The organism is uncultured Nostoc sp. (assembly GCF_964247315.1).
In the GTDB taxonomy this organism is placed as follows: domain Bacteria; phylum Cyanobacteriota; class Cyanobacteriia; order Cyanobacteriales; family Nostocaceae; genus Nostoc.
This window is the reverse complement of record NZ_CAXTTT010000097.1, coordinates 16,263-29,479: the sequence shown is the minus strand read 5'-3', so window position 1 is coordinate 29,479 and position 13,217 is coordinate 16,263. Positions and strand designations below refer to the sequence as shown.

General features: G+C 41.3%; 14 protein-coding genes. 4 read left to right on the top strand and 10 right to left on the bottom strand.

Features of this window, described 5'->3' with window-relative positions; all coding sequences use genetic code 11:
• Nucleotides 1-123: 123 nt before the first annotated feature.
• Complete coding sequence (locus tag ACFE93_RS24895) at nt 124-669, bottom strand: dual specificity protein phosphatase family protein (RefSeq protein WP_375477245.1); 546 nt, start codon at nt 667-669, stop codon at nt 124-126.
• A 525-nt stretch (nt 670-1,194) separates the two neighbouring features.
• Between ACFE93_RS24895 and ACFE93_RS24890 the strand changes: the two genes are divergently transcribed.
• From ACFE93_RS24890 to ACFE93_RS24880, 3 genes are read left to right on the top strand one after another with little or no spacing between them, the layout of a single operon-like run.
• On the top strand, nt 1,195-1,404 hold the full coding sequence (locus tag ACFE93_RS24890) for a DUF2997 domain-containing protein (RefSeq protein WP_375477243.1): 210 nt from the start codon (nt 1,195-1,197) through the stop codon (nt 1,402-1,404).
• Nucleotides 1,405-1,443: 39 nt separating this feature from the next.
• Nucleotides 1,444-1,830, top strand: a complete 387-nt coding sequence (locus ACFE93_RS24885; RefSeq protein WP_375477241.1) for a DUF1257 domain-containing protein — start codon at nt 1,444-1,446, stop codon at nt 1,828-1,830.
• Nucleotides 1,830-2,291, top strand: a complete 462-nt coding sequence (locus ACFE93_RS24880; protein ID WP_375477239.1) for a ferredoxin — start codon at nt 1,830-1,832, stop codon at nt 2,289-2,291. The genes ACFE93_RS24885 and ACFE93_RS24880 overlap by 1 nt, the downstream gene beginning before the upstream one ends.
• A 126-nt stretch (nt 2,292-2,417) precedes the next feature.
• Here ACFE93_RS24880 and ACFE93_RS24875 read toward each other — a convergent pair whose 3' ends face one another.
• The 3 genes from ACFE93_RS24875 to ACFE93_RS24865 all read right to left on the bottom strand — a co-directional run bounded on the left by ACFE93_RS24875 (nt 2,418) and on the right by ACFE93_RS24865 (nt 5,427).
• Nucleotides 2,418-2,702 (bottom strand): YiaA/YiaB family inner membrane protein, encoded by a 285-nt coding sequence (locus ACFE93_RS24875; RefSeq protein ID WP_335187717.1) that lies wholly within the window; start codon nt 2,700-2,702, stop codon nt 2,418-2,420.
• A gap of 277 nt (nt 2,703-2,979) precedes the next feature.
• The gene (locus ACFE93_RS24870) at nt 2,980-4,572 is read right to left on the bottom strand and encodes a DUF4335 domain-containing protein (protein WP_375477237.1); all 1,593 of its coding nucleotides are present in this window, start codon (nt 4,570-4,572) and stop codon (nt 2,980-2,982) included.
• Between the two features lie 249 nt (nt 4,573-4,821).
• Nucleotides 4,822-5,427, bottom strand: a complete 606-nt coding sequence (locus tag ACFE93_RS24865) for a DUF3038 domain-containing protein (RefSeq protein WP_334816628.1) — start codon at nt 5,425-5,427, stop codon at nt 4,822-4,824.
• Nucleotides 5,428-6,167: 740 nt separating this feature from the next.
• Here ACFE93_RS24865 and ACFE93_RS24860 point away from each other — a divergent pair.
• Nucleotides 6,168-7,097 carry a molybdate ABC transporter substrate-binding protein gene (locus tag ACFE93_RS24860; protein ID WP_375477235.1) on the top strand — a complete coding sequence of 310 codons (930 nt, stop codon included), beginning with the start codon at nt 6,168-6,170 and terminating at the stop codon, nt 7,095-7,097.
• Between the two features lie 52 nt (nt 7,098-7,149).
• Here ACFE93_RS24860 and ACFE93_RS24855 read toward each other — a convergent pair whose 3' ends face one another.
• The 6 genes from ACFE93_RS24855 to ACFE93_RS24830 all read right to left on the bottom strand — a co-directional run bounded on the left by ACFE93_RS24855 (nt 7,150) and on the right by ACFE93_RS24830 (nt 13,216).
• Nucleotides 7,150-7,800 (bottom strand): Uma2 family endonuclease, encoded by a 651-nt coding sequence (locus ACFE93_RS24855; protein WP_375477233.1) that lies wholly within the window; start codon nt 7,798-7,800, stop codon nt 7,150-7,152.
• A gap of 424 nt (nt 7,801-8,224) precedes the next feature.
• Entirely contained in the window at nt 8,225-10,675 is a 2,451-nt protein-coding gene (locus ACFE93_RS24850) for an endonuclease MutS2 (protein ID WP_375477231.1), read from the bottom strand.
• 196 nt (nt 10,676-10,871) lie between these two features.
• The gene (locus ACFE93_RS24845; RefSeq protein ID WP_375477229.1) at nt 10,872-11,168 is read right to left on the bottom strand and encodes a DUF2288 domain-containing protein; all 297 of its coding nucleotides are present in this window, start codon (nt 11,166-11,168) and stop codon (nt 10,872-10,874) included.
• A gap of 77 nt (nt 11,169-11,245) precedes the next feature.
• On the bottom strand, nt 11,246-12,283 hold the full coding sequence (locus ACFE93_RS24840; protein ID WP_375477227.1) for an AI-2E family transporter: 1,038 nt from the start codon (nt 12,281-12,283) through the stop codon (nt 11,246-11,248).
• A gap of 200 nt (nt 12,284-12,483) precedes the next feature.
• Nucleotides 12,484-13,122: a lysophospholipid acyltransferase family protein gene (locus ACFE93_RS24835; protein WP_375477225.1), complete on the bottom strand. Its 639-nt coding sequence runs from the start codon at nt 13,120-13,122 to the stop codon at nt 12,484-12,486.
• Nucleotides 13,070-13,216 carry a hypothetical protein gene (locus tag ACFE93_RS24830; RefSeq protein ID WP_375477247.1) on the bottom strand — a complete coding sequence of 49 codons (147 nt, stop codon included), beginning with the start codon at nt 13,214-13,216 and terminating at the stop codon, nt 13,070-13,072. Before ACFE93_RS24830 ends, ACFE93_RS24835 begins: the two co-directional genes overlap by 53 nt.
• Between the last annotated feature and the right edge of the window lies 1 nt (nt 13,217).

Genomic DNA, 13,217 nt, shown 5'->3' with positions numbered 1-13,217 from the left:
AACTCGCGAATATTGTTGTCTTTTTCCCATCTTTTTGCCAAATTGGGATGCTCCCCTTGATCTAGAACCATTGCCATAGAATTTACCTTGTAAATATACTGATTAAACAGGATAATAGTAAACTTAAAATGTTTTATGCACTACCAGACAGCAATCATTCAGAAGCACATCAAGTTCTTTTACAACTGTCAAGGGATTTCTACCTCTAAACACAGTAACGATCGCAGCTTCATAAGGATTTTTACCTGTTCTCTTGACAGCATTTATTGCAGCTTGATTTGATAATCCTCGGACACTAACTAGCCATACTGCTAACACATGTCCAGTACGTCCAATTCCACCAGAACAGTGTACAACGACTTTCTCATTTTGTTTGTCTGCTTCTATTAAGAAAGGAAGTATTTTGTGTATGAGGGTTTCTAAATTAGATAAATGGAAATCTGCAATTGGTGCCCAACAAACTAACTGATTCCCAAATTCCTGTTTGTATATGTTTAGAAGATTGAAGTAAGATGCTAGCTGTTGTTCATCAAGAAGACAGCAAACACGCTTGATATTTTGGCGCTTCATGAATTCTATCCAATCCTGAACATTTTTGTCAGTGTATCCAGGTCGTGCAGCACCAAAGACTATTCGCTCTTTCTCCCAAGCTGGGGCAAACTTGTACATATTTAACTGTCTAGAGTCGAGGTTGTTAAATCTCACCAATGGCAGAAAATAGCGATCGCAGTTTAAAAATCTCTTTACACCCAATGCTACCTAAAGTCACTAATGGCTACGTAAGTATACCCTACGATCTTGCTGTAGTCCTGACACTACGCTCTGGAAAATCCTAATATAATAAGCTAAATGGAATCGTAAGAATAAAGTTTTCCAAGAAATTTTATATTTTTGTGAATTATCTTGCTGGCCATACTACCTCTAATGCTTATTTTTAGGACTTTTGCAGCTTACTTAGCTAGCTCCAGTTGCAACCTTGACTAATCAATGAGGTTAAGAGAAACTAACTAAATACTGATGTGTGTGCTTATAATAATAATAAGTTTTGTAAAGATTCTGAGATATATATGTTGAAACATGGAACATTAGTTAACAAATGGCAAGTTTGTATCTAAAAATGTTCCTACGGCTATATTTGTAGCCTTCTGCTAAGGCAGTAAAATTTAAGCGTACTTATCCTGGTTGGCCAAAAGAATGGAGACATTAGAGTTCATAATCTATCCAGACGGTCGGGTACAAGAGAAAGTCACTGGCATTGTAGGTGCTTCTTGCTCTGAGGTTACAGCAGCAATAGAGGCGCAGTTGGGGCAAGTACTTAATCATGAGCCAACCTCAGAATATTTCGCCGCGAAGGTGCAGCAATCTAATGTGGCGAATACACACACCACTTACAGCGATTGGTAAGTTTTCACAGTAGTTTAGCGTTATTAATTCACAACCACCATGTCACATTTTAGCCAAATTAAGACTCAAATCCGTAACCTTGATTCTTTGAAAGATGCTTTGACTGAATTGGGCGTAGACTGGAAACCCGGCCCACGCGAAGTCCGTGGCTATCGCGGTCAAACCCATCCTGCGGAAGTTAGTATTGAGCAGGAAAATGGCTATGACATCGGTTTTAGATGGAATGGCAAAGAATATGAACTGGTGGCTGACTTGCAATATTGGCAGCAAGGCCTGTCTGTAGACGGATTTTTGCGCCAGGTAACCCAGCACTATGCTTATCAAACAGTTGTGAAAGAAACCGCTCGTGTTGGTTTTCAAGTCTCTGAACAACAAAAAAATGAAGATGGTTCAATTCGCGTGGTAGTACAGCGCTGGAGTGCGTAATGGGTGATTTTCTGCCGTCGCCGGAAGAACAAGAAGAGAACCGTTCCGGTTTGGAACCAGAATTAGGGGGTTTTTTACGGGATGCCGCAGAGCGTTCTGGTTTAGAACCGGAATTGGGTGGTGTATTTCGCCAAAATGGTGTTTATGTTGATGAAATCACCTGTATTGGTTGCAAGCATTGCGCCCATGTTGCGCGTAACACCTTTTACATTGAACCAGATTACGGGCGATCGCGCGTAGTTCGGCAAGATGGGGACGCTGAGGAAATTATCCAAGAAGCAATTGACACTTGTCCGGTTGATTGCATTCATTGGGTTGATTACACTGAACTGAAAAAGTTAGAAGAAGAACGCAAATATCAGGTAATTCCTTTAGTGGGTTATCCTGTAGAACAGGCAGTTGTTGCTAGCGAACGTCGGCGTAAAAAGCAAAAGTCAAAAACCAAAAAATCACGTTATTAAGATAAAAGCGTTAAATCAAGATAATAAAGGACTGGTATATCCAGTCCTTTTGTTTTTCGTTATGTAGTTAATTTCTGATGCAGGGATAATTTAGAATTTGGAATTCCTTGTAAGGGTTAACTTCCTTCATTTGAAATTTAAAGGATCGTGCTGTGAAAGTAATTTTTCTACTTTTGCCTCGTCTAACCTAGCAGTTAATCTTCTAGTTTCATGCAAGTCTCTAGTAGTTTTTGCCAAAGTAAAAGTTGAGCCAACAGAGAAAGCCATACCCATACCCATAAAGCCTTTCACCCAGCCATTTACAGGTAAGTTTACAATGCCGAAGGTGGTCATAGAAATAGAAATCACAAAAGCTGCCCAAGTTTGAATAACCCAAGCTGCACTGTCTTTTTGGCTACCAATTGTTTGCATATTTCCTACCTTTGATATGACTTATTAATATCAATTCTTGATTTTTAATTAAGAAGCGTAAGATTTCATTTGGGTTTCCAAACTTATATCTATAGTTTAGTTTTGGAGAATTGATGTTAACAGTAATTATATTTATTGGTAGGTTTACTGGTATTAATAGTAAGACCAGTTTCATAACTGGACTTTAATAGGTAAGCTCAATAGCAATTGTAGTCAGTAGAAACTGGCACAAGACTTTGTACCAGTTTTATAAGTGGCATTAAAAGGATGAGTTTACTTATTGATCTGGAAAAGTCTGTACCTTGCCATCAGGACTGAGAACAACTCGAATTCTGACATTTTGTCCATTTTTATTGGCGGAAACAAAAGGTTTACCAACCTCAGGCATCCCAGCGTTATCAACGAATTCTCTTGCTGCCTTATTAAGGGGAAAAATTCGTTCAATTGTGCCGTCAACACCAACTATCAAACTATACTCTAATGTTTGTCCCAGTCCAGTAGGTGGTTGCCAACGCTTTGTTAGGTATTCTCTAGCTTCTGCTACTTGAGGTGTGTCAAATAATGTGCCAGTAGCTACTTCTCTGGATGTGGGGTTTTTACCTGCGTCCCCTAATTGATCGATAAAGGGATTATTCTCCGCAGTCCTAGAGGAGGGAAGTTGTGAAGCAGGTTTTTCTCCAGCAGAAGATTGCTGTAAGGAACGGATTCTTTCGTCTAGCTGTTGTGAGGTTAGTGGGGAGGGTTGGGTTGGGGTATTGACACGATTATTATTGGGTATGGTGTCAAGAGATGGAGGGAGGACTGGTGAGATATTAGTTGGTAAGCTACTGGCGTTAGAAGATAGTCTGGGTGGCAAATTCCGCAGTTTAGGGATAGTACCTGCTTGGGGACTTGACCCGGTTGGATTCTGTCCCAGATTTGGTAATATGGCAATTTCCTGACCTGGGATTTTGCTGGATGGTGCAATCGCTCGATTACTAGGAAGGGTTGCAGTCGTCCCTTGAGGTATTGTCAATGTATTTGGTGGCGGTGCACTAGAACTAGGGGCTGTTAGAGGTGCTTGGGGTAAAGTGGATGTGGAAAGTGGAGGGGTAGAACCTAGCAAATTATTTGATGGAGAGGCTAGCCCAGGTTCAGGCGTGGGAAAGTTTAGTGAGGATGAAGGTTCTAGAGCAGTCTTTACTGCTGTTGAATCTGATGTTTTGGCTGTCTGCTGTTGCTTTTCTCTAATATTGTTAGCATATTGCCAAGTAACTGGTAAAAAACCTATACCTAATACTAAGACTGCGGCAACAGGTGCCCAAGCAGGGAATCTCAGAGTCGAACCTGTGCTGTTGAGAGTTGGAAGTGCCATGACATCAGTTGAGTATTCATCTAAAGCACTTGCCAAATCGAATAGTTGCAGCAAACTGAGTTGAATTACTGGGCCAGATGAATGGTTGGCAAGAGAACCAAGAAATAGGTTGTGAGTTAAATAGCTGCTTGGTTCTAAGTGGATATTTGCCCCTGGAATTTGGTTACTAAAGGCATTTAATGTTTTTGTTGAAGACTTTAATTCCGGCTCATCCAGTGCTGTGCTTGACTCTTGGGTTCTGGAGAAACTGACCCAAAAGCTTTCTGGAGGCTGTTGAAGGAATTGCTGTACATAGTTGGTGACAGCATCACATAAAGCTTCGAGTTGCTCACGATCGCCCCGAATTGGAACTCTTTGTTCTTCTGGTAGTCGGGGATCGTCAAAACGTAGCTCAAAACTCAGATGTTTGAGGACAGTTTTCCCCATCCAACGAGACAGAGATGAGCTTTGCGCGAATACTTCTAGCGTGCAAGTCGGTGGTGTGTAGCAACGAATAACTGAATTTGATAGAGGCATGACAGGAACTACGAAGAAGACTATATTGGGATTTTGCAAAAATTGAGCCAGTTGCTTGCAAAAAAAAGTTGGAACGGTGGATTCCTCCACTCAGAAATTTGTCAAGTTCCTTCGGTTGTGCAAACTGGCGTGCAAGGAGGAAGCATTGCTGATAGTGCATCGCCCAAGAGCTAATGACCATCAAAAGAGTTTCCTGACCTAGCAAACTTTTCAAAACGAATTTTGGTTGAGGAATTTCAAATCTCAAATTTAAAATTTTGTTGAACGGTCTATAAGTGCTAGCCAGAGACGGCGATGCCCACCAGGAGCACTGTAAAAAAGTAAATCTACAAGCAGTTTTAGGGCCAGGTTGGTTAGTAAATCCGTTGAGATTTCCTCGTCCTCTTCCATCCGCTCTTGGTAGGTATTGCAAAAAGCATCAATATAGTCTCCAAGTAAAGCAGCCTGGTGAGGTTCCCGGTTATTTTCTGCCATTTGTTCTAACAGACCGACAGCGCGGCGAATCAATTCCTGGTGCTGTTTGGCTAGATAGCAGATGATCAAAACAAGCGATCGCGCTTCTTCGACATCTAGCTTTTTTCGCCCTCCTTGACCTTTGCGTAGGGGATTTGATTGGCGCAGTCGCCATAAAGCTACGCGGTCTGGCACTCTTGACTCTAAATTCAGATCGGTTGCCGCCGAAAGCATTGCCTCTGAACCAATCCCAGTTAAGGTTTCTAGCGCCAACAGCACCAAGTCTAATTGGGTTTTGATATTGTCCCATTGAACTGTGTTTGGGGCTGGAAGCTTGATTAAATCCTCCCACTGGGAATTTGGAGTGGCTGAGTTGGCGGCCGAGTGCATAACTTTTAGCATAGGTGATCGAGCTGATAGGGGATGTTGCTGTTACCCATTTTGAAACCAGACTCTTAAGAATCAAGCTTGGTTTCCCATAAGCTAATGAGCCAGAGGCTTCAGCTAGCTTTTTTATGTGGTAAACAGTAGGTATCTTTGTCCTACTCTAGATGAAAATTTATTTTCGACAAAGTAAAAAATTATCAATTCTAATTAAGGTTTACCCGACTTTCGCTGTTAGCTCCGTATCAGAGTATAAATAAACTATTGTTTTAAATGCTAACCGCTAACGATCGCTAAGTAATTATGTAGAATACCTCCTAATTTGTTTGCGGTTTTAAATTTTGAAATTTCTTGATATTTATTACTTGGTCTTAATGTATACATAATTACTCTACAAATATTTTACCTGTTTGCTCAAGGCACTTTTTACTGCTGGACATTATTCCAACTTAGTTTTACTTGTGTGCAGCCTGTTATTTAGTATAAGCTGGGCAACATCAGGACGATTGACGCCTCCATGAATAAAACTGATGACAAACTTAAAAATTTGATAAAGTCAGCGTTTGAAGATGTTGGTGATTGATTTATTCCAACTTAGTTGGTACTATAACTCTAATTGCAAACCACGCACATATCAGAATTCATTTATAAAGTTAATGGGCAGAGGCAATACTTTATATATTTACCAAAACCCACACTGAAGCATTGGTTACAGATCGTTCACCCAGTAAGAATAGCAACACAATAATATAACAACTATGAAAAAGCATTTTTTTGCCTTTTCACTGATAGCTTGTGCTGTCGGTATGACTTTGCCAACTCAGGCATTTGCAGTTAAGCTATACGCTGCTGGAAGTTTGCGCGATAGTCTCACAGAAGTATCTGAATCTTTTAACGAAAAATATGGAATTCCAGTAGAAACGCGATTTGGCCCTTCTGGTTTAACACGAGAATTTATAGAACAAGAATTCTCTGAAACTGGAAAATCCGCAGATGTTTTTGCCAGTGCAGATATTGATAACCCTCAAACATTGTTTGAAGAAGGTTTGAGTGAACCTGTAGCGAACTTCACCAGCAACCGCATGACGGCTGTTGTCAGATCGGGACTTGGTATTACATCAGATAATTTGTTGGATTTTTTACTAAAACCTGAAATCAAGGTGGGAACCTCAACCCCTATAGCAGATCCATCTGGTAACTATGCATGGCAGATATTTGACAAGGCCGATCGGGTTACACCTGGTAATTCTCAAATTTTGAAGAATAAAGCTTTACAGTTAGTAGGTGGTAATCCTAATGCTCCTATAGTTCCTAATGGCGAAAATAGTTTAGTCTATTTTCTCGAAGAAACAAAGCAGGCAGATATATTTTTAGCTTATTACACCAGTGGAAAGATTGCCCAAGCAACAGAAGGTGGTGACAATCTGCAAATAGTAGAGTTACCGGACTATTTAGCAACGAAAGCTGATTACGGATTGACTACACTGAAAAACGCTGATCCTGATGGAGAAAAATTAGCTGAATATATCCTGTCACAAAAAGGGCAAGAAATTTTGGCAAAATATGGATTTAGCTCACCCTCTACTTCTGTTCCCGAACATCAAGGTGCGGGTGGAATTTTGCTGGCTTTAAGTGTAGCTTTAATCCTGTATAAAAAGCAATTAATTAAATTAGACTACCACAGGTAGAAAACTTCTTAATTTTGTCTTGTTCTGATTAAAATCAATCTGATAATTTCAACTAAATCTGGCTACTAATTTGCTGTCTTATCCACGCACGAAATGCTTTCATTGTGGTATTTCTGCCATTGGTTTTACTCAGAATCAAATATTCGGGAATTACTTGGGAAATTGAGAAGTTGGGGAAAATATAACTGGTATTTGATTCTATATATTTACCATCAAAAAGCACGTTTATTTCCAGCTTTCTTCCATTCCATCGCCACAGTTCCGGTACTCTCAACGCTTGATAATTATTGAAACGAGTGCGGGAGGTAATATCAATTTCAATAGCCAAATCTGGAGGCGGGTCAGTTTCTAAATTTATTCTATCTTTACCCCTAATTTTAGCTTCATTTTGGATATAGAAACAATCATCGGGTTCTACTCCAGCATCCATACTTTCCTTATCAAAAGTTGTAGAACCTAAACTCCAAAATTCCAGATCGAGTTCTTCTAATAAAACTTTTAACAAGTCACCAATAATAACTTTAGCTACTTCATGCTCTGGTAATGGAGCCATTATTTCCAGCACCCCTTGACTGTAACCTATCCGAGAGCTGCGATTGTCTCCCAATTCTGCTAAAATGCGCTTGTATACCGACCAAGAGATATCTTTAATCAACAACTGATGACCGGCTCTAACAATTAGTTGATTGAGTTCAAGTAACATCGCAAATTTCCTTCTCTTTATTAATGGCAATACGCTTGGTGTTCGCAAGCTGGGCTATTAGTAAAAAAACTAAAAGCTGCAATGAAAGGTCAAATCTTAGTCTTCATACTGTTTTTATTCTGTAATACCATTTCTTTGTGAGGCTGCGCCAAATTTTCTTCCTTTGTGACGGCAGTCGCTTATGGGGGAAACCCCCAAGACCGCGCCGCCTCTCCTTTGCGCCCTTTGCGGTTCGTTCCTTATATAATTTGGCGCATCTTTATACAGAATTGGTATAACTTCTGCTTCATCCTAACTTTGGGTAATGAAATATAGCAGTTTTCGTTTGAATGCAATACATGGTTAGGGCACAGCATTCCTGTGCCCTAACAGCGGTCTGTATTCCATGCAATTGAGAACCGCTATAGTTACATTTATTGCTACTTTATTTTATATGAACAACGGTAACACCACTGCCGCCATCTGCTTGTTCTGCTGGTTCGTAATTGTTCACTCTGGAATGCTGTTGCAAAAAGGCGTGAACTCCTTGTCGTAGCTTACCAGTACCGTACCCGTGAATAATCCAGATTGGGCCTGTAGCTTCCGAAATGGCTTTATCTAAAATGTATTCGGCATCAGCCACCCGTTTACCACGCAAATCAATGGTATTTTGGGAAGTCCGAATTTCTGGGACATTTTGCGGTGGCGGGGTTACTGCTGCTGGGGCTGGTTTGGGTTTGACGACTGGTTCGGCTTTTTGACCATCTAAGGATTCTACGTCTTCCAACTTTACAGTCATCTTCATTAGCCCAAAGCGAACGCTTAACTCGCCATCTTGATCGGGGGCGGCGATTACTTCTGCTATCTGTCCCAATTTAGGAACGCGGATGCGATCGCCTATTTTGGGCATAAACCCAACTTTTGGTTTTGCTGGCGTTGCTGGCTGATATTGTTGGCCAATCTGATTTAAAGCATTGGTTGCTTGCTGGGCCTCTTGGGCTGTGGGCGTACCTTTCTGCAAATGGCGGATTACTTGGGCAATTTCACCTTTTGCTTGAGCGATCGCTTGCTGCACTGCTACTTCCTGTGAAGCCCGCAAACTGCTTTCCCTTTCCTCCAAACTTGCGGCTTTTGCGGATACTTCTTTGTATAAACGTTCCGCTTGCTGCAACAAAACCTGGGCTTCCGCAGCTTTTGTTTCTTGGCGGCGGCGTTGCGCTTCTAAGCCAGCAATCACCTGGTTAACTTCATCTGTGGCCTCTCCCACTTGGGTTTTTGCCTGTTGTATAACTTCTGGTTTTAATCCCAAGCGCAGGGCAATGGTTAAGGCGTTAGAACGTCCGGGAATGCCCCACAACAGACGATAAGTAGGCGAGAGAGTACTTTCGTCAAATTCGACAGAGGCATTTTCAAAGTGATCGTCTTCGTATTTCAGGGCTTTTAGTTCGCCGAAGTGAGTGGTGGCAATAGTTAGCTGGGCGTGATTGGCTAAATATTGCAACAAAGCGATCGCTAAGGCGCTACCTTCCACTGGATCTGTTCCTGCGCCGACTTCATCGAGTAATACGAGTGCTGAGTGCTGAGTGCTGAGTGCTGAGTTAGGACTAGGAAGTTCCCCCTCTGCTCCTCTGCTCCCATGCTCCTCTGCTTCCCCAGTTCCCAATGCTTCCAAAATCCGACTAATCCGGCGGATGTGTCCAGAGAATGTGGATAAACTTTGCTGTAAGGATTGTTCATCGCCAATATCTGCCAGCACTTTATCAAACCAAGGTATTTCCACTGGTTCGCGGGCGGGGACAAATAAACCCACTTTGGCCATTAATGCTGCTAACCCCAAGGTTTTTAAGGTTACAGTTTTACCGCCAGTATTTGGACCGGTAATTGTCACTACCCGAATTTGTGGACTAATCAGTAAATCTACAGGAACTACTGGTTGCCCTTGTTCGTGCTGTTGCTGCCACACTAACAGAGGATGTCTTAAGTTCCGTAAGGTAATGATTTCCCTGTTTTCTCGCTGGATAAATCGTGGGGGGTTCGCTCCTAGCCAATAACTATATCGCGATCTAGCGGTTGCCATATCCAAAGTGGTGGCGATCGCTAACAACCTCTCCAAATCTGGTTTGACTGCGGCTACAAGTTCTGTCAACATGCGACGAATCGTTTCTTCTTCGGCTTGCTCTTTTCTAATTATCTGCCGCAGTTGGTTGCCTAAAGGTACTACTGAATTCGGTTCCACATACAGGGTGGCGCCACTGGTAGAGGTATCGTGGACTATACCGGGGATAGCATCTTTTTGAGGTGCTTTTACGAGGATTACAAAGCGATCGCTCCGTTGCGTAATTAGCTGTTCTTGAACTGCTCCAGATTTAGCCTGTAAGATGTTTTGCAGCTTTTGGGTAATTTGGCTGCGTAATCGCCGCAAATCTGTGCGAATTTCTCCCAGTTTTTGACTCGCGCGATCAGTTATCTGGGCCCGTTCATCAATACATCGGTGAATTTCTTGTTCTAGTTCTGGATAAGTCCGCAAATCGGCAACTAACTCAGTCAATATCGGCAAATTTTCCTGATTGTCAATTACACGGCGTAAACTTCTAGCACCAAAAAGGGTGGTGGCGATCGCTAACAGTTCATCTCCTGCCAAAACTCCACTACGTTCTGCCCGTTCTAAGGAATCGCCAATATCTTGAATTCCCTCAAATGATAGTCCTGTGGTCAGGCGAGTTTCCAGTTGGTAGACTTCTTTGGTTTGCTCTAACAACTCTTGGCTTTGGATCTGAGAATCGGGTATTTTCAGATGACGCGCAGCTGTCGCCCCCAGTTTCGTTGCCGCAAAGGTGGCAAGATGCTGGCAGAGGCGATGCCATTCTAATAATTCTAAAGTTTCAGATTGGATCAAGGTTTCAACATCTAATCTGAAATTATGGTAACAATTCTAGCTCCTAGATGGATAAATCTTAAGGGAGAAAATTTTACTTTAATTCAATCAGCCAGCTAGTTCGTGGCAATAGCCAAGTAATAACTGGCACATTAAGCTATCTTTTCTGAGAAAATACCCCAATACCAACTGTCATCGAAAACAACACAGAAACTAATTAAGCAGCGACTATTTCTTGCGCCAGAACGTAAGGCTGAACGATGAGAGTATTAAATCGCTTACTGCGATCGCTATTCCATTCTCCCACCTGTACTGTCGTGGGTTTGGTAATCAATTGTTTATCAATCCACTGTTCCACTGATGGAATGTTATCGCTGGCGATCGCTACTCCAACATCCACCAAGTTTAGATCGAGCGCCACCAAAATTACTGCATCTCGTTGTACATGAGGAATTAGCCACTCCCACTCTGCCTCATCCAAAATTTCTGTTAATTCCGCTCTTAAATCCGACATTACTTCCCAATGTTTATTTGTAAATGGCTATTTTTACATTATTCCCTAGTTGCTAGTTCCTGACAAATGACCAATAACTAAACTTCTGATTTCATTTCATCAATTTCAAATAAAGACACAATTACTCCAGCGATGGGAATAGATATAAAAACACCTAATAATCCTGCTACTGTAGCCCCTACTAGTAAAGCAAAAAACACCACCACAGGATTAAGATTCAGCGCGCCCTGCATAATTCGAGGCGCAATCAAGTTGTCTTGTATCTGCTGGAGGACAATACAAGCTATTAATACTTTTACTGCTAACCAAACACTTTGAGACAACACAAATATAGTTACTGTGCTTACTGCTAATGTCGCGCCTATGCCAGGAATTATATCAACAATTCCGATGATTATTGACAATATTAAAGCAAAAGGTACTTTTAATAGTACAAATACTAGGAATGTTGAAATTGTTAGAAATGCGCTTAATAGCAATTGACCTCTAAAAAATCCTAAAAAAGACTTTCTAATTATATTGGTAAATCTATTACGGCGCTGTTTTGGTACTATTTTTAAAATAAGATTCCACAGGTTTTCTCCATCCAATAGCATGAAAAAAGCCACAACTGCAATCAATATAAAAGTTACAAAGTTCGTCATAAAACCTTGTAAAATAGCTAAACTATTAACAAGAGCCGATACAGCCTGATTCCGCAATTGTTCTTCAATAAAACTTAAATCTATCTGTAAATCACGGTTTCGTAAGAAGCCTTCTACTCTCTCTAATAAAGGCACTAAAGAATTTACAAATGTAGTGATACCATCAATTAATTGTTGTCCTTGAGATAAAAGAGTTAAGCTCACAGTAATTATCAGACCGCCTATAATCACAATACTGAGCAAGAAAATGACACCAACAGCTATACCGTGGGGCAAAAAACGCCGCAGCCCTTTTACAGGATAACTAAGCAAAAAAGCTAAAATTGCCGCAAATGTAAAAATAACAATGACCGATTCAAAATAAGCTAAAAGTTGTATAATTGCCCAACCAGAAGCAACTAAAAGCAAAAATCGAACTAATGCCAGATTATTTAATCGCTCCCAAAAATTCTTGGCTTCAAAGCCGCTCATAATAATTCGTAATTCGTAATTCGTAATGAAGACTTAAAAAGGCTAATTGTGTAGGGTGAGATAGTTGACCACCCAACAAGATCGATAATTTATTTGTTGGAAATACCTTAGTTAATTGCTAGAGTGAATTGAGTTTGAGATTAGAGTAACCTAATAGCGATCGCTACCTTCCTAAAGCATACATCTCTTGCGTGTCTAACTCATCTTCCTAAATCATGCATTTCGTTTATTACTGTGGCACACTTTTGTGTCAAACCTTCCAATTCCTCTTTATTACTGGAATTAGGAGCATCAATCAAGTTACCAATTCTCACTGTGATCGGAACTGCGCGAGGTAGGGACGTTCCTTTTTGTAAAATCTTTTCAGTACCCCAGACACTCACCGGCAATATTGGGGCTTTTGCTTTCGCCGCTAGTAGCAATGCGCCTCTTTTGGGGTCTGTAATTCGACCATCTGGGGTGCGAGTCCCTTGCAAGAAAACACCGACAGCCCAACCATTATCGAGATATTGTAGAGCGGCACGGATGGCATTGCGATCGGTATTTCCCCGACTTACCGGGTAAGCACCATACAATTTAATCGCTTGCGCCAAAATGGGGATATTAAATAACTCTTCCTTAGCCATGTACGCCACTGGACGACGTACACAATTAGAGACAATCGGCGGATCGAAGTAACTAGCGTGATTACTCACTACTAGTAGCGGCCCTGAGTTGGGGACATTTTCCGCACCATAAATCTGCCCCCGAAAGTAAGCGTGAAGCATGGGGCTGACGACTGACCATTTAAAGGCGTGGTAAAGTGCCAGACTGATCGACGGTTCGCGGTTTCTGTCCACAGAAGATAATGCAAATCAAACTGAACTTAGCATAAGCGATCGCAACACCCAGATCAAACGCAAAAAAGTTGTAGAGATGAATTGTTTCACTCATC

What these genes read in the sequence shown, in the direction of transcription:
- ACFE93_RS24895 (WP_375477245.1), bottom strand. Translation starts at nt 669, where the DNA reads ATGTACAAGTTTGCCCCAGCTTGGGAGAAAGAGCGAATAGTCTTTGGT.
- ACFE93_RS24890 (WP_375477243.1), top strand. Translation starts at nt 1,195, where the DNA reads ATGGAGACATTAGAGTTCATAATCTATCCAGACGGTCGGGTACAAGAG.
- ACFE93_RS24885 (WP_375477241.1), top strand. Translation starts at nt 1,444, where the DNA reads ATGTCACATTTTAGCCAAATTAAGACTCAAATCCGTAACCTTGATTCT.
- ACFE93_RS24880 (WP_375477239.1), top strand. Translation starts at nt 1,830, where the DNA reads ATGGGTGATTTTCTGCCGTCGCCGGAAGAACAAGAAGAGAACCGTTCC.
- ACFE93_RS24875 (WP_335187717.1), bottom strand. Translation starts at nt 2,702, where the DNA reads ATGCAAACAATTGGTAGCCAAAAAGACAGTGCAGCTTGGGTTATTCAA.
- ACFE93_RS24870 (WP_375477237.1), bottom strand. Translation starts at nt 4,572, where the DNA reads ATGCCTCTATCAAATTCAGTTATTCGTTGCTACACACCACCGACTTGC.
- ACFE93_RS24865 (WP_334816628.1), bottom strand. Translation starts at nt 5,427, where the DNA reads ATGCTAAAAGTTATGCACTCGGCCGCCAACTCAGCCACTCCAAATTCC.
- ACFE93_RS24860 (WP_375477235.1), top strand. Translation starts at nt 6,168, where the DNA reads ATGAAAAAGCATTTTTTTGCCTTTTCACTGATAGCTTGTGCTGTCGGT.
- ACFE93_RS24855 (WP_375477233.1), bottom strand. Translation starts at nt 7,800, where the DNA reads ATGTTACTTGAACTCAATCAACTAATTGTTAGAGCCGGTCATCAGTTG.
- ACFE93_RS24845 (WP_375477229.1), bottom strand. Translation starts at nt 11,168, where the DNA reads ATGTCGGATTTAAGAGCGGAATTAACAGAAATTTTGGATGAGGCAGAG.
- ACFE93_RS24840 (WP_375477227.1), bottom strand. Translation starts at nt 12,283, where the DNA reads ATGAGCGGCTTTGAAGCCAAGAATTTTTGGGAGCGATTAAATAATCTG.
- ACFE93_RS24830 (WP_375477247.1), bottom strand. Translation starts at nt 13,216, where the DNA reads ATGAGTGAAACAATTCATCTCTACAACTTTTTTGCGTTTGATCTGGGT.